Source organism: Treponema lecithinolyticum ATCC 700332 (assembly GCA_000468055.1).
GTDB classification, from domain to species: Bacteria; Spirochaetota; Spirochaetia; order Treponematales; family Treponemataceae; genus Treponema_C; species Treponema_C lecithinolyticum.
In genome coordinates, this window is the sequence record KI260566.1 from 39,374 (window position 1) to 58,098 (window position 18,725).

16 protein-coding genes and 1 CRISPR repeat array are annotated in these 18,725 nt (G+C 43.9%); of the genes, 5 read left to right on the forward strand and 11 right to left on the reverse strand.

The window, feature by feature from the left end; genetic code table 11:
* Positions 1 to 32 precede the first annotated feature (32 nt).
* From HMPREF9193_RS06755 to HMPREF9193_RS06770, 4 genes are read right to left on the reverse strand one after another with little or no spacing between them, the layout of a single operon-like run.
* The gene (locus HMPREF9193_RS06755; protein WP_021687348.1) at positions 33 to 2,393 is read right to left on the reverse strand and encodes an ATP-dependent helicase; all 2,361 of its coding nucleotides are present in this window, start codon (positions 2,391 to 2,393) and stop codon (positions 33 to 35) included.
* Entirely contained in the window at positions 2,390 to 3,913 is a 1,524-nt protein-coding gene (locus HMPREF9193_RS06760; protein WP_021687349.1) for a MiaB/RimO family radical SAM methylthiotransferase, read from the reverse strand. The genes HMPREF9193_RS06755 and HMPREF9193_RS06760 overlap by 4 nt, the downstream gene beginning before the upstream one ends.
* 4 nt (positions 3,914 to 3,917) lie before the next feature.
* Entirely contained in the window at positions 3,918 to 5,021 is a 1,104-nt protein-coding gene (locus HMPREF9193_RS06765) for a helix-turn-helix domain-containing protein (protein WP_021687350.1), read from the reverse strand.
* Between the two features lie 14 nt (positions 5,022 to 5,035).
* Positions 5,036 to 5,731, reverse strand: coding sequence for a LolA family protein (locus HMPREF9193_RS06770; protein WP_021687351.1), 696 nt, complete (start codon positions 5,729 to 5,731; stop codon positions 5,036 to 5,038).
* A 36-nt stretch (positions 5,732 to 5,767) separates the two neighbouring features.
* On the opposite strand from HMPREF9193_RS06770, the gene HMPREF9193_RS06775 reads away from it, so the two are divergent.
* The 3 genes from HMPREF9193_RS06775 to HMPREF9193_RS11545 are packed head-to-tail and all read left to right on the forward strand — an operon-like array spanning position 5,768 to position 7,857.
* Positions 5,768 to 6,964, forward strand: a complete 1,197-nt coding sequence (locus tag HMPREF9193_RS06775; RefSeq protein WP_021687352.1) for a DUF2213 domain-containing protein — start codon at positions 5,768 to 5,770, stop codon at positions 6,962 to 6,964.
* 26 nt (positions 6,965 to 6,990) lie between these two features.
* A complete protein-coding gene (locus HMPREF9193_RS06780; protein WP_021687353.1) occupies positions 6,991 to 7,668 on the forward strand; it encodes a hypothetical protein in 678 nt (225 codons plus the stop codon).
* A 3-nt stretch (positions 7,669 to 7,671) separates the two neighbouring features.
* A complete protein-coding gene (locus tag HMPREF9193_RS11545; protein WP_021687354.1) occupies positions 7,672 to 7,857 on the forward strand; it encodes a hypothetical protein in 186 nt (61 codons plus the stop codon).
* Positions 7,858 to 7,902: 45 nt separating this feature from the next.
* Positions 7,903 to 8,321: a CRISPR direct-repeat array (repeat unit 31 nt; unit sequence GTTTCAATTCACGCTCCCGTGAGGGAGCGAC).
* Between the two features lie 167 nt (positions 8,322 to 8,488).
* Here HMPREF9193_RS11545 and cas2 read toward each other — a convergent pair.
* From cas2 to HMPREF9193_RS06815, 7 genes are read right to left on the reverse strand one after another with little or no spacing between them, the layout of a single operon-like run.
* Complete coding sequence (gene cas2 / locus HMPREF9193_RS06785) at positions 8,489 to 8,776, reverse strand: CRISPR-associated endonuclease Cas2 (protein ID WP_021687355.1); 288 nt, start codon at positions 8,774 to 8,776, stop codon at positions 8,489 to 8,491.
* A 15-nt stretch (positions 8,777 to 8,791) separates the two neighbouring features.
* Entirely contained in the window at positions 8,792 to 9,823 is a 1,032-nt protein-coding gene (gene cas1c / locus HMPREF9193_RS06790; protein WP_021687356.1) for a type I-C CRISPR-associated endonuclease Cas1c, read from the reverse strand.
* 14 nt (positions 9,824 to 9,837) lie between these two features.
* Positions 9,838 to 10,476 (reverse strand): CRISPR-associated protein Cas4, encoded by a 639-nt coding sequence (gene cas4 / locus HMPREF9193_RS06795; protein ID WP_021687357.1) that lies wholly within the window; start codon positions 10,474 to 10,476, stop codon positions 9,838 to 9,840.
* Entirely contained in the window at positions 10,476 to 11,330 is an 855-nt protein-coding gene (gene cas7c, locus HMPREF9193_RS06800) for a type I-C CRISPR-associated protein Cas7/Csd2 (protein ID WP_040847837.1), read from the reverse strand. Before cas7c ends, cas4 begins: the two co-directional genes overlap by 1 nt.
* On the reverse strand, positions 11,323 to 13,104 hold the full coding sequence (cas8c, locus tag HMPREF9193_RS06805; RefSeq protein ID WP_021687359.1) for a type I-C CRISPR-associated protein Cas8c/Csd1: 1,782 nt from the start codon (positions 13,102 to 13,104) through the stop codon (positions 11,323 to 11,325). Before cas8c ends, cas7c begins: the two co-directional genes overlap by 8 nt.
* On the reverse strand, positions 13,101 to 13,862 hold the full coding sequence (gene cas5c / locus HMPREF9193_RS06810; RefSeq protein ID WP_021687360.1) for a type I-C CRISPR-associated protein Cas5c: 762 nt from the start codon (positions 13,860 to 13,862) through the stop codon (positions 13,101 to 13,103). Before cas5c ends, cas8c begins: the two co-directional genes overlap by 4 nt.
* A gap of 15 nt (positions 13,863 to 13,877) precedes the next feature.
* The gene (locus HMPREF9193_RS06815) at positions 13,878 to 16,178 is read right to left on the reverse strand and encodes a CRISPR-associated helicase/endonuclease Cas3 (protein WP_021687361.1); all 2,301 of its coding nucleotides are present in this window, start codon (positions 16,176 to 16,178) and stop codon (positions 13,878 to 13,880) included.
* A gap of 403 nt (positions 16,179 to 16,581) precedes the next feature.
* On the opposite strand from HMPREF9193_RS06815, the gene HMPREF9193_RS06825 reads away from it, so the two are divergent.
* On the forward strand, positions 16,582 to 17,577 hold the full coding sequence (locus HMPREF9193_RS06825; RefSeq protein ID WP_040847839.1) for a magnesium transporter CorA family protein: 996 nt from the start codon (positions 16,582 to 16,584) through the stop codon (positions 17,575 to 17,577).
* Positions 17,574 to 18,707, forward strand: a complete 1,134-nt coding sequence (locus HMPREF9193_RS06830; RefSeq protein ID WP_021687364.1) for a formylglycine-generating enzyme family protein — start codon at positions 17,574 to 17,576, stop codon at positions 18,705 to 18,707. Before HMPREF9193_RS06825 ends, HMPREF9193_RS06830 begins: the two co-directional genes overlap by 4 nt.
* The last annotated feature ends 18 nt before the right edge of the window (positions 18,708 to 18,725 follow it).

The window sequence follows — 18,725 nt, forward strand, 5'->3', positions numbered from 1 at the left end:
TTAAAACGCCGCACGGCGGATTAATTGAGCGTTTAATCTTTTACAATCAACAAACTGTGTGCTTGAAATTTCGGCATAAAACGTTTTTCCGCACCGGTTTCAAAGCGGACGGTAATAACGTATTCGTCGTCGGTTCCGCCTTCAGAGGCGCCGCCTGCAACGGATGTGATGGAACCGTAGCCCCATTCGTCGTGAAACAACCGCACCCCTTTTGCCCAGCGCCGCTCCAAAGGACTTTGCGCACTTGTGTTTCCTTTTGCGCCGTCTTTTCCGTGCGCGCCGTTTTTTTCAGCCGTAGTACGTCTGCCGGTTCCGTTTGTCCCTGCATTATGCAAAAAAAAGCCGTAAGGAGTTTTTCCTAAAACTTCAATATTTTGTTCATCCAATTCATATAAAAAAGGACTGGGCTCCATGTATTCGGTGCGCCCGTACAAACGGCGCATCGCACAGCAAGTCATATACAGTTCATCTTTTGCGCGGGTAATTCCCACGTAAAACAGGCGGCGCTCTTCTTCCGTTTCTTCACTGTCTTTGCCTTCACGGGGGAATATCCCCTTTTCAAGACCGGTAATAATAACGCGCGGAAATTCCAACCCCTTTGTATTGTGCAAAGTAATAAGGGTAACCGCATCGCGCTGTGCATCGTTTTCATCTGAATTTTCAAGGGTGCGGTCGAGTTCTATGTGGTCTAAAAAATCCAAAAGTCCCGCGCGGGTTTTAGGGTATAAAACGGCACTGTTTGCCAATTCCTGCATGTTCGCCGTACGCTGTGTTCCGGCAATTTCATCTTGAGCGCTGTAGTGTTCGCCGAGCAAAGATTTTTCAACTACCCGTTCAATAAAAGAAGATAAGCGCTCGCCTGTATAAGCTGCAAATGCTGCCGAGCCGCTTTGTGCGGTATTTATACCGAGTTCATTGCCGTTTAACGGCGCATTGTCCGGCTGGACATTGTCCGGCGGCTCAGTACCGGCATTTTGAGCGGAGTTTTGTCCGTACCCGATTTCGTTTTCAAAACTTTCCATAAGCGCAATAAAATTGTGTACCGAAGCTGCAGCTTTTTTCGAAAGAGATTCTACAGCCAAACGGCAGCCTTCCAAAAAATTAAGCGAAGAAGAGCGTGAAACATCAACTATTTTATCTTGGGTAACGGATCCTACCCCGCGCGCAGGTTTGTTAACAATGCGCCTAAAAGCGACTTCGTCTTTGGGGTTTGCAATAAAAGCCAAAAACGACAAAATATCCTTTATTTCCTCACGCTCGTAAAATTTAAGCGAGCCTACTACCGTATACGGAATTTTACGGTGTAAAAATTCGGTTTCAAATCCTAAAGACTGAGCGTTGGTACGGTAAAGCACTGCCCAATCGGCATACGGGCAGCCGGCATCGCGGGCTTTTTGAATCAGTTCGGCGCAAAAAGCGGTTTCCGCATCCTGTGCGGGCAAAAAAGTTAAAACGGGGCGCTTACCTTTTCCCCGCTGCGAATACAATGTTTTTCCCAAACGTTCGCTGTTATTGCGTACTACGGCATCTGCCGTGTGCAAAATCGGTTCAACGGAGCGGTAGTTACGCTCCAAGCGGATAACCGATGTGCCGGGAAAGCGTTCTTGAAAAGTTAAAATATTTTTTACTTCCGCACCGCGGAATTTATAAATCGATTGGTCGTCATCGCCTACTACGCATACATAGGTGGAAGGTCCTGCAAGCTGTTGAAGCAGCAAAAACTGTGCGGTATTCGAATCTTGATATTCGTCAACCATAACGACTTTAAAGCGGTAGTGCATACGGGAACGGATGTTTTCGTCTGTACTGAGCGTAAGCACGGGAAGCATAATAAGGTCGCCGAAATCGGTATTTCCCGTTTCTCTTAAGCGTTTTTGATACGTATCGTATATTTCGGGAAAATCCGGATCGCTTTCTATGTGCACTAAATCGGGTGAATCGGGTAAAAGGCAATAATCCTTTGCCAAAGCGATTTTATGTGCCAAGTGAGATGCTTGCCTGCCGGACAAAGACGGTACCGCCTTTGTCAAAAGCGTTACCGTGTCGTTGTCGTCATATACGGTAAAGTTCGGGGCTATGCCGGCTTGTTCTGCAAACATACGCAAAAACCACGCACCGAATGAGTGAAAAGTGCGGATGGGGGTATGCACTGCTTGCTCATGCAAAAGACGGGCACGCTCTGCCATTTCATTGGCAGCTTTTTTAGTAAACGTTACCGCTAAAATGGAGCGCGGATCTATACCCTTTTCGCCGATAAGATAGGCTATTTTAGTGGTAATCACCCGCGTTTTGCCCGAACCGGCTCCGGCAAGTATTAAAAGCGGCGAACCTTCGTGCACAACAGCTTCACGCTGTTCAGGATTTAAAACACTTAAATACTCGTCCGCATTCATAAGCACAATCTCCCCACCACATCAACCCCGCGCACCCCTACAACGGTAACAATTACCCGCGCTCCGGGAAAAACGGCATTTGTTTCGCGTTCGTTTGAAGCATCTAAAAGAATAACGCATGAGCCGTCTACTTCAGGCGCTTGAAAAGGACAACGCGCCAAAGCAAAAGCGCTGTCTTGATCCTCAGTAGCGTTCGGAAAATCCGGCGCCTTTTTGCCGTCAAATGCTTTGCCTTCAAGCGCTTTGGCGCTACCGGTAAGCATGCCGGCACTTTTTTTGCTATCATCATTTTTTTTATCCGAAACAAGTTGCACACCGACAACTTCTTCAACAAGCACTTCGTATGTGCGCCCGATATAAGATTCTAAAAGTTCTTCGGTTATTTTTTGCTGAGCTTTTTGCAGTTTCCGTATCCGTTCTTGTACCGTTTTATCCGGAATGCTTTTTTTCAGCGATGCAGCGGGTGTATCTTCTTCCCTGCTGTATGCAAAACAGCCCGACCAGTGCGGCTGTACAGTTTTTAAAAAGTTAAGCGTATGCTGCGCATCTTCATCCGTTTCTCCGGGAAAGCCGCATAAAAAAGTTGTTCTGAGCACTGCATCCGGCAAAGCTTTACGGATATCTTGTACCAGATGCACATATTTTTCGGCATTTCCCGAACGGTTCATAGCATTGAGTACAGCTGTACTTCCCGACTGAAAGGGAATGTCAAAATAAGGCAAAATACGCTTGTCGTTTTGCAACACGGGCAAAATATCACGCGGAAAATGATCGGGATGAATGTACAAAAGGCGCAGCCAAAAAGCACCTTCCAACTCGGAAATCTTCTTTAACAAAAGACTTAAAGGACTGGGGCTTTTTGCATACTCTGCGGCAGCCGAATTGCCCGCAGGCGCATCGTCACATCCGTAAGCTGCCAAATCCTGTCCGATTAAATTAAATTCAAATATGCCGCGATCGTAAAGCGTTTTTATTTCCGAAACAATATCATCGGCGCTTCGGCTGCGCAAAACACCGCGTATCAGCGGAATAGCGCAAAATGAACAACGGTTGTTACAACCCTCCGTTATTTTAACATACACCGATGCGGGAAAACTCAAAAGCGTATTGCGTTCTCCGATGCATACGCCTTTTTGCTCAGCGGTAACAACCGGACGCTTTCCGTTTTCAATGTCGACAACAACATCATCCAATAAACTTAAATCGCCGTTACCGAATATGCCGTCGGCTTCGGGAAGTTCCGTTTTAAAAACACCGGCATAACGCTGCGAAAGACAGCCGGCTAACAGTATCTTAGCATCCGGATAAGCTCGGCGCGCCGTCAACACGGCATCTAGTGATTCTTTTTTTGCACTTTCTATAAAACCGCAAGAATTAACGACAATAAGCTGCGCATTTTCCGGACTTTCCGTTTGCTGCCAGCCTTTTTTTTTCAAGCGGTTTATAATCAGTTCCGCATCTACTTGATTTTTAGCACAGCCGTGTTCATCAAGAAAAAACCGTTTTGCGCAGCCGTGCATAACTTTAGTCAACTTCCGCTACCGTCAGTTTATACACACCGTTTGCTTCTTTTATCCAGCGTATGTCTTGAACAGAAACCTGTCCGGGATGTCCCATTTCCAAATCGTAGGATTTACCGTCAGCGATTAACTGCATTTTTACGGTATTGGCATTCGAAATCCACAAACGCAAAGTGTTTTGCGCTTGCATTTTTAAAGTATCGCCTGAAATAAAAAAGTTTTCAGCCGCATCGTTTCTGTCGCTTTTATAACGGTACAAACATACGCCCCTAAAGCTGGCATTTACCGCAAAAGGATAAGCGCGGTTGTCTTGTAAAATAACAACTTGTTTTGTACCTTCTTTTAATACTTCACCCGATTCCAAAGAAACCGAACCGGCACTAACTACGTTTTCATCGGCGGAAGCGGCTTTTCCGGCTTTGGCAAACATCCGTACTTCTGCACCTAAATTTTCATCCGCTTTTGAAATATCGGACAAAAACACCACGATATCGGAGCCGCCTTTACCGTCAACATCCATTTCAAGCTCTTCGCCCAATTCTACAAACTGCGTACCGATGGGAGTATCAAATGCAAGCGCATTTACCGTTTGCGCAACCGTAAGCGTTACCGGACCGTCGGCAGACGGAACTTTAATAAAATCGCCTTTGTATAAGCGCCGCTGAAACGGTATGGAAGAAAGGGTGTAAGATTGTTTTTTTTCTTTACCTAAATCGGCGGAAGAAAGCTGCTGCGATTTGGGTTTTATGACGGTAAAGTAAACAATTAAAAAAGTAAGGAGCGCAAAAACTGTTGCGCTTGCCGAAATAATAACTATCCACCATGTGCGGCTCAAATGGCGTTTAATAATCAATTCCTCGGGAATCGGTGCTTCTTGAATAACTTTTCCGTGAAACAGTTTTAGTAAATATTCGGTATCCGTACCCAAATAATCACTATAATTGCGCAAAAAACCGGTAACGTAAGTATGACCGGGAAACACATCGATGTTTTCGTTTTCCAACGCAGTTAAATACTGTTTTGATATAACCGTATCGCGGGATGCGGTTTCAAGCGTAATATTTTTTTCTTCTCGTTTTTTGCGTAAAATAGCACCGAAATTTTCCATACAAATTTATTACCTTATTCCATAAAAAGAAAGTTGTTATATGTGTTTGCCGACGACGGAGCGTCATATAAAAAGCGCGTATCGGGAATGTTTTGATTGAGTGCATAATTGGAAAAATCAAATTTAAATACTTCTCCGGTCGATGCGGAAACAGCTTCCACCCGCCGTATAAGTAAGGTATTGGGATTAATTGCAAGCTTTATAGTACGGAAGCCCTCGGATGCGTTTTTTCGGGACAAAAGCAATTTTACCACTTTTTCTTCTGCGGCAGTACCCGCCGTATCGGGATCGAGTGCTGTAGCTTCTTGCCCTGTTTCGTAAGCAACCGAATAGTAACGGTTCATCAAAGTCAGACCCTGAGGAGTTGCCAAATGAGCACCCGAAGAGGATCCGCCGCTTTCAATTGACTGACTCAATATAGCTCGGGGACCGGGTAAATACACGGTTAACTGTTCACCGTTAAAAACGATAACCTGTGTTTCCGGATTGGAAAAATCTATGCGCAGTAAATTCGGCCGTTTAAACGACACCCGTGCATGCATAACGTTTTTATTTGCCGTTATGCTCATATCTGCTTCGTAATCCTGTATCGTTCCGTATTTTTCCGATACCGTTTTAAAAAAAGCGCTTACCGTCAATATAGACGACTGACATACCGCAAAAGAAGCGGTTAAAAACAAAAACAATGCGCCGGAAACAACTTTCTTCATAATGGTAAGTATACCTCATCGTTATAATAGAAAAGATTGTCTTATAAGTCAAGTACGGCAAATCGACAGACTTTCCGGCTCCCGTTTCCGCATCAAGACGGTGCTCCCGAATGGGCACAGAAAAAAGACATATACAAGGTGTATCGACCGGCAAATGTTTTAGCGGCTGCGTGCAGTAAGTTTAAGTTGTTGCCATTGACGCATCATCACCCATCAGCTTTGGTTGATAGCCGTAATTTTCGTGACCTTACCATTGGCTACACGGGAGAAAACCCGTTTATCGACTACCTTGATGATAAGGACGAAATAGGTATCCGAAGTAACGTGCTGCTGTATGACGATGAGGCACAGGGCGCATACGAGCGAGGTGAAAAACAGTTAAGTCCGGGGTACATTGCAACCTTTGAATGGCAGCAGGGAAAAAGCCCTCACGGCGAGAGCTATGACATTGTGATGAAAGAAATCTGCGATGTAAACCACCTTGCGTTACTTCCGTCCGGGCGCGGCGGTGAGGACGCCGTAGTGCTCGATAAAGAACCAGAGCGGCAAACGATATTTGACATCGTACGCATGACAAAAGATGAGCAGGATGCAAACGGAAATGAGCACTCGCCAAGCAACGGGCGGTTTGTAAGCAAGGGAGAGGGCGGCGAAAAAGGAGATGGTCAGAGCGAAAAGAAGCGCAACGACGAGTACAGGAAAGAGATAAAAGAAAAATTAAAAAGCTCTATGGGAAAAGACTTGCCTAACGATGCAACAGGAATTGCCGCAAGCATTTCATCAGAAGGTTTGAATAAGATGATGAGTGGAAAAGCAATTCAAAAGTCTTTTGATAACGGTTTCTCGTCTGCGGAACACTTTGAAGCAGTCGGAAGAATTGTAGAATTATATAAAAAAGCAAGACTTGTTGTTGCTCATCCAGATGAGAAACATGGTGACCCTAATGTAAATATAAAACGTTTTATTTCACAAGATAAACTTAAAAGTGATAAACCGATTGATGCGCTTATAACCGTAAAAGAATCATATGAAAATGGACATAGAATATATTCGTTGGAGCTTGATGAAATAAATAAGGCTTCCAAAAGGTGGCAGCCTACGACAGACGGAAAAGTCGTCTATCAAGCCACTGTCACGGGAAGCCCTACAAATACTATAACACAATCCGTGGAAAAACGCAAGACAATTTTTGAGCGTGTACAAGGCACGATATTTGATTTGTACGCGCCGTAGAAATGACTATATAGGTGGAGGTAATTATGAAATTATTAACGGGTTTGTTTATGGCTGCAAAAAGGCGGCTTATGACAACCGACAGCAACTCCGATTCCTTTAAATCAAAGCTTGATGAGCTTATCGAAAAAAAAGATAGTTTATCAGCAGAAGATATCGGAACTCGAGTTGATGAGCTGAAAAAGCTTGCAGATGAACTGCCGGAAAGCGACGGAAAATCACAGCTTTTACGCTATCTTGAAGATTTTCGAGAGGTCAAAAGCCAAGATGCTGCTGTTGCTGCGGAAGCCGCTGGTGCGGTTGCCGAACAGTTTGAAAAACTGTATAGCGAAGCATTGCAGGATGCGCCCGAGGTTAAAGCGGATGCTGACAGTACGGCGGGTGAAGACGAGATTAAAAAGGACACTTCGACGAGCGATGCAGATGATGATTCTACAAAAAAAGTCGTAGATGAAACCAAAGCACCGGATGATGAAAAAAAAGTCGAAGATGAAGAACCTAAAAAAAGTCCGACATTAGAAGAAATTTACCAATATGTAAAAAAACGGGCACAAGAAGAAGCGGGTTCCGATGATAATGCAAATGACAATAAAGACGAAATAACAACGGACGGCGCGCCTAAGATTCCGGTAACGCTCGGCGGGGCGGTTAAGCCGACAGAAGGCAGTTTGGGCGCGCTTTTTGAAATGGCAAAAGGAAGGTAACAAATGGATAAAAACATGAAATTAGCAATCGGTTTTCGAGGCGACCTTAATCTTACTGCGCAGGCTGTACCTTTGCAGGAAGGTTACCTCAAAATCGGCGGAATTGTCGACTCAAGCGCAGATAAGGGGTTGAAATTCGGTGTCGTTGTTTCGGCAACGCCCGCAGATGTTTCAATTCACACTCCCTGAGGGAGCGACTCGGAAGGGTTCGGATGTCCAAAAAAGAGTTTATCCGTTTCAATCCACGCTCCCGTGAGGGAGCGACTTAAGCCGATAGCTTTCCCAGCTGCACTCGCAGTTTCAATTCACGCTCCCGTGAGGGAGCGACACAAACTGTTTGACCGCTAGCGACGGTTAAACAGTTTCAATTCACGCTCCCGTGAGGGAGCGACTTCCCGGTACATACCGGTAATATTGGTACCCTCAGTTTCAATTCACGCTCCCGTGAGGGAGCGACCTGACTTAACGACAAGTTTATTATCAGCGTAGGTTTCAATTCACGCTCCCGTGAGGGAGCGACTAATGAGCAAATGGCTTGGACTAAGGAGCTGCAACAGTTTCAATTCACGCTCCCGTGAGGGAGCGACCTGATGACGGTAACACGTGGACAGCTAAGTCGAGCGTTTCAATTCACGCTCCCGTGAGGGAGCGACGGTATAGCAGTTATTTTTTTGTAATATTGATATTTACACTATAATTTCCGCGAACTTAGTTCGAACACTATAATGTCAATATCTAATTCACTATAATATAACAGGTTATAAAATTCAAGCGGAATGAATAATCAATGTGTACTTCCCGTTCGCGGCAGGAAATCCGATTATAAAATCAAAACGCCTTGCGGATTGATCGGCTTTTTTTGCCCTACGTGTTCGACTTTACGTTCCCAATTTGCACCGAGCGCGTAAAAACGAATACTGTCGTAATTCGGATTTATTTCAGTGAGCAATTTACTTTTCAGTGCAACCCATTGCGCCGGATCGACCAAGCATTCAAATACGGAATACTGAACGCGCTGTCCGTAATTTTCAAGAATCTTTGCCACATGCCGAAGCCGCTTTTCCCCTTTTTCATCTTTTGCCACATCATAACTTACCAGCATCATCATCGCGCGCCCCCTTTTTTACTTCCAAAGATATACCGGGTAGCCGTCAATATCGCCGCGTATATGCCGGGCCAAAAGCCGCGCTTGGGTATGGAACAGAATTGCAAGATGCATTCTTTTTTCCACATACGGATGCTGTATAACGGTTTCTTTCTTTTTTTGATACGCGGTAATTACTGTTTTGCGAGCCGCTTCATCCATGTTGACGGCGCCGCTTGCGGTTTTTTCAAATTGTTCTGGGGTAACTTCATTTCGGTTGATAAGCGAAAGAACCAATCGGTCGGCAAAAAAAGAACGGAACTCTTCAGCAAGATCAAGGGCTAGACTTAAACGACCGGGTCTGTCGCGGTGCATAAAGCCGACGGCAGGGTCGAGGCCGACGCATTCCAGAGCACTTATCATATCGTGATACAAAAGCGTGTACACATACGAAAGCATTGCATTTACCGCGTCGAGCGGAGGCCGTCGGTTACGTCCTTCAAATTTGAATCCGTCTTTTTGAGAAACAATCAATTCATCAAAGACGGAAAAATATGCTTTCGACGCATCGCCTTCAATTCCTCGAAGCACATCCAAGTCGCATTCTTTTTCCGCCTTATCGATATTTGAACCCAAAAGCGCAACGGCATCTTGAATTCTCTTGGCATCGATTTTTTCACCGTGATCGCGCACTGAGCGCTGCAGCACGGTTTTTTGATTTGCCAGTTTTCCGATAATAAAATATTTTGCAAGCGCAGCAGACTTTTCTTTATCATCTGAAATTCGATACTGCTCTTTTCGAAGCAAAACATTTCCCGCAACAGGCCCCTGCACGCGTGCAAGGAATTTTCCCGTTTGCGTTAAAAAACTTATCGTAATATTATACTTCGGCGCAGCGCCCAACAAAAACGGACTGACAAATACATTTCCGAAACAAATAATACTGTCGAGCGTTATAAAAGGAATGAGCGCAAGCACTTTGTGGTCGGCAACGACTTCCACCGCTTCCCCTTTTTTATGAAGATAAGTTTTTTGTGTAGTAATATAAAGCGTGTTAAGAAAGCGCTGCATACATCCTCCGCATTTTATTCGTCAATCGTAGCAACATCCTGCTGCAAGCGTCGCCTGATATAATCGACTGCCGATTTGTTTTTGCCGGCGGATTCGGGAAAGCACTCGTCGATAAACGAACAGCTTTCGCATTTTTTAGAATAGACGGCTGCAGGCGTTTTTCCGTCCGCAACGAAGCGATGAAAGCACTCGGCAAGTTCGATCGTTTCTTTTCTCAGCTCATCGGTGATGGGCACGGGAATGCGCCGGCGGATTTTAAAATAAAAGAGTGCGCCTTCCGTTATCGTGCGGTCGAGCATTTCTTCAAGGCAAATAACTTGAGCACACAGTTGTACCTCATCGCTTGTGTTTTCTTTCGGTTTCCCGTGCTTGTATTCTATCGGAATGATTTTTCCGTCGGAATAAAATTCCACAGCATCGGTACAGCCGGTAACGCCGAGAAGAGCTGACGCGATTTTTAAATTGCGCTCCATCTTTACAGTTTTACGCGACTCCGCCGTAGCGCCATGAACTTTTTCGTGCTGAACCCGGCCTGCCGCCGTAAAAAAGTTTTCGCTCCATTGCTGTTCAATGTGTATAAGCGCGCACTGCCGCGGACAAAAGCGTAAATGCTGAAGCCCGCTGAGCAGCAGGTAGTCGGATTCAGGGTACATTAGAGCGTTACTTTGGTAACAACTTCACTTAAAGGTTTGCCGTCGAGCGTAATCGTATAATCGCTGAAATCGCGCGCGGGAGTATTTCCCGTATGTTCCGTTTTTATCCGATTAAACAACTCATCGGCAGGTTTTGAACCGAGTGCAGAAGCGTGTTCAAAAATAATAAGCCGCCTTGTTGTCATAAGTCCACGTGCTGCAGAACGATCATATTCAAACATTTTTTCAAGCGCCTGCCACAAAAATTCCAAATCTTCTTGTGAAAATCCCGTAGTTGAAGCAAACTGAGGGGAGATAAAACCGTACGCTCGGTATAATCCGTACGGAACGGTATACTTACGCCCCATGGTCCGCTCTTTGTCAATGTCTTCTTCTTTCGTCACGGCCATTCTCGTTATACTGTGTTCGAAAGATACGATCGGTTCTACGGAGCGCGCAAACGTAAACTGTACCGGCCCTCGCACTTGTCCCGCATTCGCTCCGGTAGTTAAAACGGCGCCGAATGTTCGTATATCGAAAAACTTTTTGCACATACCGGCCCGCCCTTTTTCTATATCATCGCCCTTTGCCTTATTTTTCTCGTTTGCATCGATCCCCAGTTCTTTATAGGTTTTATTGATTGCATCGTTAAGAACGGCTTTTTCTTTTACAAAAATATCATAGCCTGCCTCGCCGTCTTTTACCGTTTGAACATAATTTCTTACCTTACGTTTTAAACACACGTCCGTAACAATACCGTTCCCTGTTTCCGCATCGATACGAGGAAGATTTCCCGCATCGGGATCACCGTTAGGGTTCCCGTCTTTTACATCAAAATACAATACAAAATCATAGCGTTTTTCAAGCTTACTCATGAGTTTCTCCTTCTGATTTATTATTTTTTTCAAAAAAACTTTGTTTTTCGTGATAATAGCCTATTGCAAATCGAGCCTGCTCTTCCAAAGTAAGGTGTGCAGGAAAAGCATCCAGAGCGTTTATAATCTCACTAAGTTCGTTTTCTCTATCACTTTTTGTTTTTTTATTCGCATAATTACTTAAATGATGTTGATTCAATTTAAGCAATTGTGGAAAAACCGTAACCGGATTTGTCGATGCCGCACCGTAATAACGATCGGTAATCGTTGCATTCAGCCCCGGATGAGTATCCTGCTGAACCTTTTCAAGGACGGCAAAAAGCCGCCCGACAAGATAGCCTTTGTTTTTACAATTTCTGTCTAAAGCCACAGTAACCTCCTCATTCATACTATGAAATCTATTATACCGATTGATATACGCTTTTAATATTGCAGTCCGTTCACGAGTGACTTTTTGTTCCGCTCTGATCCGTCTAATACATTGCTGCAGTAAAGAAACGGGATACGGTGTACCTTTTAAAATCGACTGTACAACCGGACCGATAAGGTTCGGCGCAACATTATCCATTTTATGTTCCAGTGCAGTTGCAGAAAGTATTTGATATAGATTTAAATATTCGGGAGCATCAGGCGCACGGATGATATCAAAATCGATAAAATGCTGCTGAATACGCTTGGCAAAATTTTTTACTTTACCCGTTTCCCAAAAGCGAACGGAAATACGAGCCGCGTTCGGAGAAAGACAGAGAACATAAAAGTTCGAATCGATACGTTCGACTTTTCCGGTATAAATCGCCGCAAATAAATTCTTAACTTCCTTTACGGATTTATCAGGATCGTCCGAATCAAAATCTTTTGAAAAGAAAACGGAAAACACTCCTTCAAAATCGTATTCTTTATTTTCTTTTTCCGCCCAAAACACAATCGTATCCTTACCAAGAGTAAAGTGATTTTTATCCGATTTTATAAGATAATTTAAAGCTTTGGTATAAGCAGCTTCCGCCTTTTGAGAAACAGGCGCATTATAAGCTTGTTCTTTCCCGAATGAATCGTATCCGCAGTTTTTTTGGAAACCTACAAATTTTGCGTTACTTTTTGCCCCTGAAATAGGAGTAGCTGTATGAAGCCGCGCAATAAGCCCTTTTTCTCCCGTTAGCAAACATATTCCGGAAATATTTTCTTGCTCTTTTTCCGAGTCTTCCGTGTTTTCGTTTTGCAGCATGCGATTTCGTTGGTACTCCTTAACTGCGGGGGTCTGCGCTACTAAGTCCGTTTCCGCATTCAAAATAAAAGAAAAATTTCCGTTAGATTTTTTGCATTCTTCCCAATATTCCGACGAGCGAACTTTATCAAAACCGTTCGCTTTATTTGAAGTGTAGAATTTCAGTACGGCAGCAACGCCCCTGTCTTCCTTTACATCTTCCGGCAGCGATTCTATTTTTTTTATAAACGCATTATTTTGATTTTCTGCATATGCATTGGCTTCTTTTTGTTTTTTTTCATCATCTTTTATTTCTTTTGGCTCCCGTAATACAAAGCCGATGTTATCCCACAAAAGACATGATTTTTTGCACGCATCCGATCCCGAACGACCAACTCGTTGGGGGAGCAAATAGTTTTTTCCTTTTTTATCTTCTATAGTTGAAACCAAATCTACAAAGGATCCGTCTTCACGGATTTTAATCAGATATTTTATTTCAATCCACTCAAAACCGTCTTCGGGAAGTGCATCTCCTTTGCGCTTTGCATATTCATACAATGCCTGCAAAATCATTTATGCACCTCCTCACTGTTCCAATCGGGAACGATAACGGTTCCGTGTTCAAGCTTTGCACGAAAAAAAGCAGGCTTGATATTTTCGCAATCGGAATAATCCATATCGTACAGCATAAAGCCTAAATCTCTCGTTTCATCTATAGGGGTTGCCGTATCGTGCTCAAAGTCGATCAATTTGAAAAAGCAGGAAAATTCCCTGCAACCCAAATACGGCTGAAAAAAACATTGTCCTTTTTTTGCGCGGCGCTCAAACATTGCATTGTATTTTGCAGGGTTTTCGTGAACATGCTCCTCCGTCAGCGCACGTGAAAGAAGTTGCTCTTTTTCATCAGCGTCTATAAGATATTCGGGTAAATGATTAGCAGTTTCTTTTCTCTTTTTGGGCGGAATAAAAACCAGATCCGCATATATACGATATTTTACATCTTTTAAAAAAAGACCTGCACGCTGCTGCCGATATTTTAATTTTCCTTGATTATCCAATTCATCTATATAGATACCGTCGCTTTTATCGCTTGCAACGGCACCGACTTCGTTTCTTCGCAGATTTATCCATTTTATTTCATTCAATACTTCAATCTTTTTTATTTTCCAATAAAAAGCAGGTTTCCAAAAAATGGCTTCAAATACGGCTCGTGCAGCGGAAGGAGTTATAACGTCGTAGCTTACACGCTCGACCTTCATCTCCGGCCGGGTAAAGCATGCGTAATCACCCCATACTTCAAGGCAAAATGTTTTGTCAAAATATTCCTGCATCTCTTACTCCTTTTGCTAGAATATATAAGTACCGAACGACTCGAGCGAATCGGCAACAAGTCCGAGCCCCGGTTGATATAAATTCCGGTCGGTTTGATTTTGGACATAAACGGCTATATCGTCGAAAGGTTGAATTAAGCGCCCTTTTTGCAACAGCTGCGTTATTTCTTTTAAAGGTAAATTTACCGAATATCTGCCTAATTTACGCATTACAGTTCTATCCGGTCCGTCGGCAATCAACTTGTCTATGAGCGCGGTATTGCTTTTCCCCGTCTTCGGCGATGTATACCGTATTATAACCGAACTTTGATAACTACTGTCTATCAGATGGTAAGTATCCGACAAAGTTCTGAACTGAAAGTTTTCGTGTTTCGATTCTTTTTTCATGGCAGACTCAAAATCCGCTTTATCAAAATCATTTACGGAATCAAAATAAAGTTTAAAATATTCTTTATAGAGTTCCGGTGTAAGTTCAATTTTATAATCGTACTTTTCAAGAATGGACTTTGTTGCATCAGCCCCCTTCCTAAGCAATCCGAAAGGAATACGCGACGGTGGAGAAAATACATAGACAACTCCTAAATCTTTTATATTGCCTTCACGGTTGCACCTTCCGGCAGCTTGAGCGATAGAATCCATCCCCGCCAAAGCTCTAAATACTACGGGAAAATCCATATCGACGCCGCATTCCACAAGCTGTGTTCTGATGACACGGACGGGTTCACCATTTCGCAATTTATTTTTTATATCTGAAATAATTTCGGAGCGCTCCTCCGGACACATAAGCGCAGAAAGGTGTATCGTTCCTACCGGCATAAGCGCATGCAAATCCCGACAGTCCTTTCTGGTCGACACAATACATAAAACCTGTTCGAAATCACACAATTTATCGGCAAGACTTTTCCAGTCGGGTATTTTTTCACGTACGTAATCGGTGTTGATTTTTATGCGTTTCAATTCTTTTGTTAATTCGGCAGGGTTATCGATAATCGAAGTTATTAAATCACGGGGAATTCCGTCAAAGCGTGCTGCATCGGAACCTATTGTTCCTTCAAAAGCCGGTTGTGTTGCGGTACAAAGTACAATCGTTACACCGAAATATTCTACCAATCTTCGCAGAACGGATAAAATCGATTTTAAATAGTCCGGGGGAAGCATTTGAACTTCGTCCAGTATAATTATCGAATTGACTATGTTATGCAATTTACGACAATGCGCACTATGCGCGTTGAACAGCGACTCAAATAACTGCACATTCGTCGTTACAATAACCGGAGCATCCCAATTTTCAGTTGCAAGTTTTTGCCGCTGCAAAATGTCAGCTTCATTCTTTTTATCAAAATCGAAATTCGAATGGTGTTCGAGCACATTCTCTTCGCCGAAAAGATATTTATCTTGCTTTTTATATTCTTCAATAAGCGCATCAACATCGGTACCGTACTTATACACCTTTGCCGTTTGTTCAATAATACTGGTATATGGAATCGCAACGATAATTCTCCGCCTATTGTGTACAAGCGCGTGTTCCAATGCGAAGGCCATAGAAGAAAGCGTTTTTCCGCCTCCGGTAGGAACATTCAGCGAAAAAAAGCCGGGTTTGCATCGAGCTTTTTTTCTGCATGAGGCTAAAACTCCTACGCGAATTTCATTCAGTCTTGTTGCCTGTGTGTGTGCGGTTTTTTCGTTCATATAAACGTCGAATCTTTTTTTTAATTCAGTTAAGTCGACAAACTTACCGCGAAGTTTAAATGTATCCGGCGTCATAAACCGTTCAGTATCGAGAAAATCCGCATCAACAAGACATGAATAGAGCATACGCACCCACAAATGCAGATGTTCGAATAAATCCGGAGACGGTTTATTAAGACCGAAGGGCACCGATGAAGGGAGCTTAAAATCACAAATATCTTTTATTTCGGATATTTTTATAATCTCTTCATAATCATTACGATCGAAAATCGATTTAAGGCTCTTACCGGAACCAGCGTACCAATCGGGCAAGCCTGCATGATGGCCGGCAATCAAATATGAAATCGTTTTTTCAAGCGGTTTTCTCGTTTGCATGTTACAATACGCATACTGCGCGCCCGCCTCAGCATGGTTCACCGTTCTCGATCCCTTTCCGCGTATATAGTTTTGCCACGAAGGATCGGCTTTTCCTAAATCATGCCACATAGCCGCCGCAGCCGCCCAATCAGCATTATTAAATTCCGCTGCAAAACCTGACGCCAATTCGGCAACAGCCTTCGCATGCTCCAATAACGTTTGACTTTTTCCGTCTTCAGTAATGTGTGCAATGATCTCGGTATAACTCATGAAAACCTATTATGCATACTCCCACAAATTCATAGACAATAATAGTATATCATATTTTTGATAAAACGCAAGAAAAATATGTTTTTCAAACAATATTTTTTATACATTTGTCTCCATCCGTATATGCGTTTGCCGTAAAAAATCCGTTTCTTTTAATACACACAACCGTAGGCATTTTTATTTTGAACCGGTCGTTTCCCACGCGCCCGCACAGGCAACAAATCGGCAAAAACGCAAAAAAAGATTTAAAAATACATTGATTTTTTTTCGGCACAACGCTACAATGCAACCGAAACCGCACGTTGTGCTGTCACCTGAAACCCTTGTACATGGAGGCAAGCTATGGATTCCGACCCTGGCAGTAAGCGCATTTATTTTTCTGTGTACAAAGGAGAACAGGCTTATGATAACGTTTTGGCAGCAAGAAAAAGGAAAACTCGTTCAGCGAAGTGAAACCGAAATTCAAAGCGGTGCTAACAAATGGATCGACGCACGTTCGGTAACACGCGAAGATATCCGCATACTCGAAGAAGATTACGGCGTTCAGCGCGAACACATCCTCGACATCCTTGACCAAGACGAACTTTCCCGCATCGAACGCGAAGACGAATACACGCTTATCATTTTGCGTCTTCCGGTATTCAGCCCCGACAACGACATCAGCTACTTTACCGTTCCTTTGGGAATTGTGCTGTATCCGGGAACCGTCATTACCATTTGCTGGACCGACTGCGAAGTTTTAAAAGATATTACCGAAAACCGCATACGCGATTTAACGCTTGCAGATTTTCCGGCTTTTGTAATGCGTATTTTAAGCCGCGCCGATAGTACTTTTTTGCGCTACTTAAAAGAAATAAACCGCCGTTCCACCGCAGCCCAAAACGAACTGGAACGCTCCATAAAAAACAATGAACTGATTTTATTGCTTAACCTTGAAAAGTCCCTCGTTTTTTTTACTACGTCCCTTAAAAGTAATCAAATTTTACTTGAAAAATTAAGCAAAACCCGCATCATGCATTTGGACGAAGAAGATAAAGACTGGCTCGAAGACGTTGCCATAGACAACCGCCAAGCTATAGAAATGGCAGACACATACAGCAATATTCTTTCGGGTATGATGGATGCGTTTGCATCGGTTATTTCAAATAACCTTAATATCGTAATGAAACGTCTTACCGTGCTTTCGCTTATTTTAATGGTACCGACTTTTATTGTCAGTTTTTTCGGAATGAACGTTCCGCTGCCTTTTGCTCATGCCGGCTGGCTCGGTGTAATTATTGTCAGCGGTCTTTGTTTGTTAACCGGTTTTATTGTAAAACTGGCGCTTTCGGATAGAAATGAACAATCGGGGCAGTTAAAACGCTACGCCCGTAAAAAAAAGCAAAGGAATCCGCAATGAAAAAACATAATCTTTTTGTATTGAGTGCCGTTTTTTTTGTACTCACAAATTTTTATGCGCCGGCTCAAACACCGGACAGCGCACACGACCGTGTACGCGAAGCTATGGACGGCGTATTTTTAATTACACTTGCCGCAAACGGCGACACCTATACTATAGGAGAAAATGTTCAATCGGTAACAGCCGAACGTACGGTTTTACCTTTTTACTTAAACGCATACGAAACTTCTTATGCACTGTGGTATTCGGTGCGCACCAGAGCCGAAACCGAACTAAACTATACTTTCCAAAATCCGGGACAAGAAGGCGCTGCCGGACGGCGCGGTAAAAAACCGGCTGAAGACGGCGCATACCAACCCGTTACCGGCATAAGTTGGCGCGATGCTCTCGTGTGGTGCAACGCATTCAGCGAACTGGAAGGACGCAAGCCCTGCTATACGTATAAAGGAAACGTTTTGCGCGACGCGGCAAATGCCGCAGCTGTGGATTTGTGTGAATGCGATTGGAATGCCGACGGCTACCGGCTTCCCAGCGAAGCCGAATGGGAATATGCAGCGCGCAAAATACGGGGAAAAAGCGGTGCAAAAAGTTTTAGTGCCGGAAATACCGTATCCGGTCCAGCATGGGATATGGCACGGGTGCAAAAAGCTGCAGACGCAACGCGCAAAGCTTTTTTGCAAATTACGGATAAAGCGGATGAAGCTGCAAACATAACCGGCAGTTCGAATGCAAAAAAACACAATACACAAAACAGCTCAAAGCCCCAAAACGAAACAAGTGAAGAAATACGCATACCGCGCTTTTTGCACCCGGGAACGGCAAACATCGGTACGGCAGGCGCAAGCTACGACCCTTTAGGCAAACCGGGAAGCGGAAAACCGAACGGTTCAGGCGTATACGATATGAGCGGCAATGTTTTGGAATTTTGCTGGGATTGGTTCGGTACTTACGAAAAAGAAACGGAAAACATTCCTTCGCACGGACCGCGTTACGGCTCCGAGCGAGTGTGCCGCGGTGGAAGCTGGAGTCCGTATGCATCGCTTTTATACAGCGCGGACCGTTATGCTTACGATCCGGGTGAATCGTACAACTACATGGGCTTCCGTTTTGCACTAAGCGCACAACGCTAAACAAAGCAAAACAGAGCG

What these genes read in the sequence shown, in the direction of transcription:
- HMPREF9193_RS06755 (WP_021687348.1), bottom strand. Translation starts at nt 2,393, where the DNA reads ATGAATGCGGACGAGTATTTAAGTGTTTTAAATCCTGAACAGCGTGAA.
- HMPREF9193_RS06760 (WP_021687349.1), bottom strand. Translation starts at nt 3,913, where the DNA reads ATGCACGGCTGCGCAAAACGGTTTTTTCTTGATGAACACGGCTGTGCT.
- HMPREF9193_RS06765 (WP_021687350.1), bottom strand. Translation starts at nt 5,021, where the DNA reads ATGGAAAATTTCGGTGCTATTTTACGCAAAAAACGAGAAGAAAAAAAT.
- HMPREF9193_RS06770 (WP_021687351.1), bottom strand. Translation starts at nt 5,731, where the DNA reads ATGAAGAAAGTTGTTTCCGGCGCATTGTTTTTGTTTTTAACCGCTTCT.
- HMPREF9193_RS06780 (WP_021687353.1), top strand. Translation starts at nt 6,991, where the DNA reads ATGAAATTATTAACGGGTTTGTTTATGGCTGCAAAAAGGCGGCTTATG.
- HMPREF9193_RS11545 (WP_021687354.1), top strand. Translation starts at nt 7,672, where the DNA reads ATGGATAAAAACATGAAATTAGCAATCGGTTTTCGAGGCGACCTTAAT.
- cas2 (WP_021687355.1), bottom strand. Translation starts at nt 8,776, where the DNA reads ATGATGATGCTGGTAAGTTATGATGTGGCAAAAGATGAAAAAGGGGAA.
- cas1c (WP_021687356.1), bottom strand. Translation starts at nt 9,823, where the DNA reads ATGCAGCGCTTTCTTAACACGCTTTATATTACTACACAAAAAACTTAT.
- cas4 (WP_021687357.1), bottom strand. Translation starts at nt 10,476, where the DNA reads ATGTACCCTGAATCCGACTACCTGCTGCTCAGCGGGCTTCAGCATTTA.
- cas7c (WP_040847837.1), bottom strand. Translation starts at nt 11,330, where the DNA reads ATGAGTAAGCTTGAAAAACGCTATGATTTTGTATTGTATTTTGATGTA.
- cas8c (WP_021687359.1), bottom strand. Translation starts at nt 13,104, where the DNA reads ATGATTTTGCAGGCATTGTATGAATATGCAAAGCGCAAAGGAGATGCA.
- cas5c (WP_021687360.1), bottom strand. Translation starts at nt 13,862, where the DNA reads ATGCAGGAATATTTTGACAAAACATTTTGCCTTGAAGTATGGGGTGAT.
- HMPREF9193_RS06815 (WP_021687361.1), bottom strand. Translation starts at nt 16,178, where the DNA reads ATGAGTTATACCGAGATCATTGCACACATTACTGAAGACGGAAAAAGT.
- HMPREF9193_RS06825 (WP_040847839.1), top strand. Translation starts at nt 16,582, where the DNA reads ATGATAACGTTTTGGCAGCAAGAAAAAGGAAAACTCGTTCAGCGAAGT.
- HMPREF9193_RS06830 (WP_021687364.1), top strand. Translation starts at nt 17,574, where the DNA reads ATGAAAAAACATAATCTTTTTGTATTGAGTGCCGTTTTTTTTGTACTC.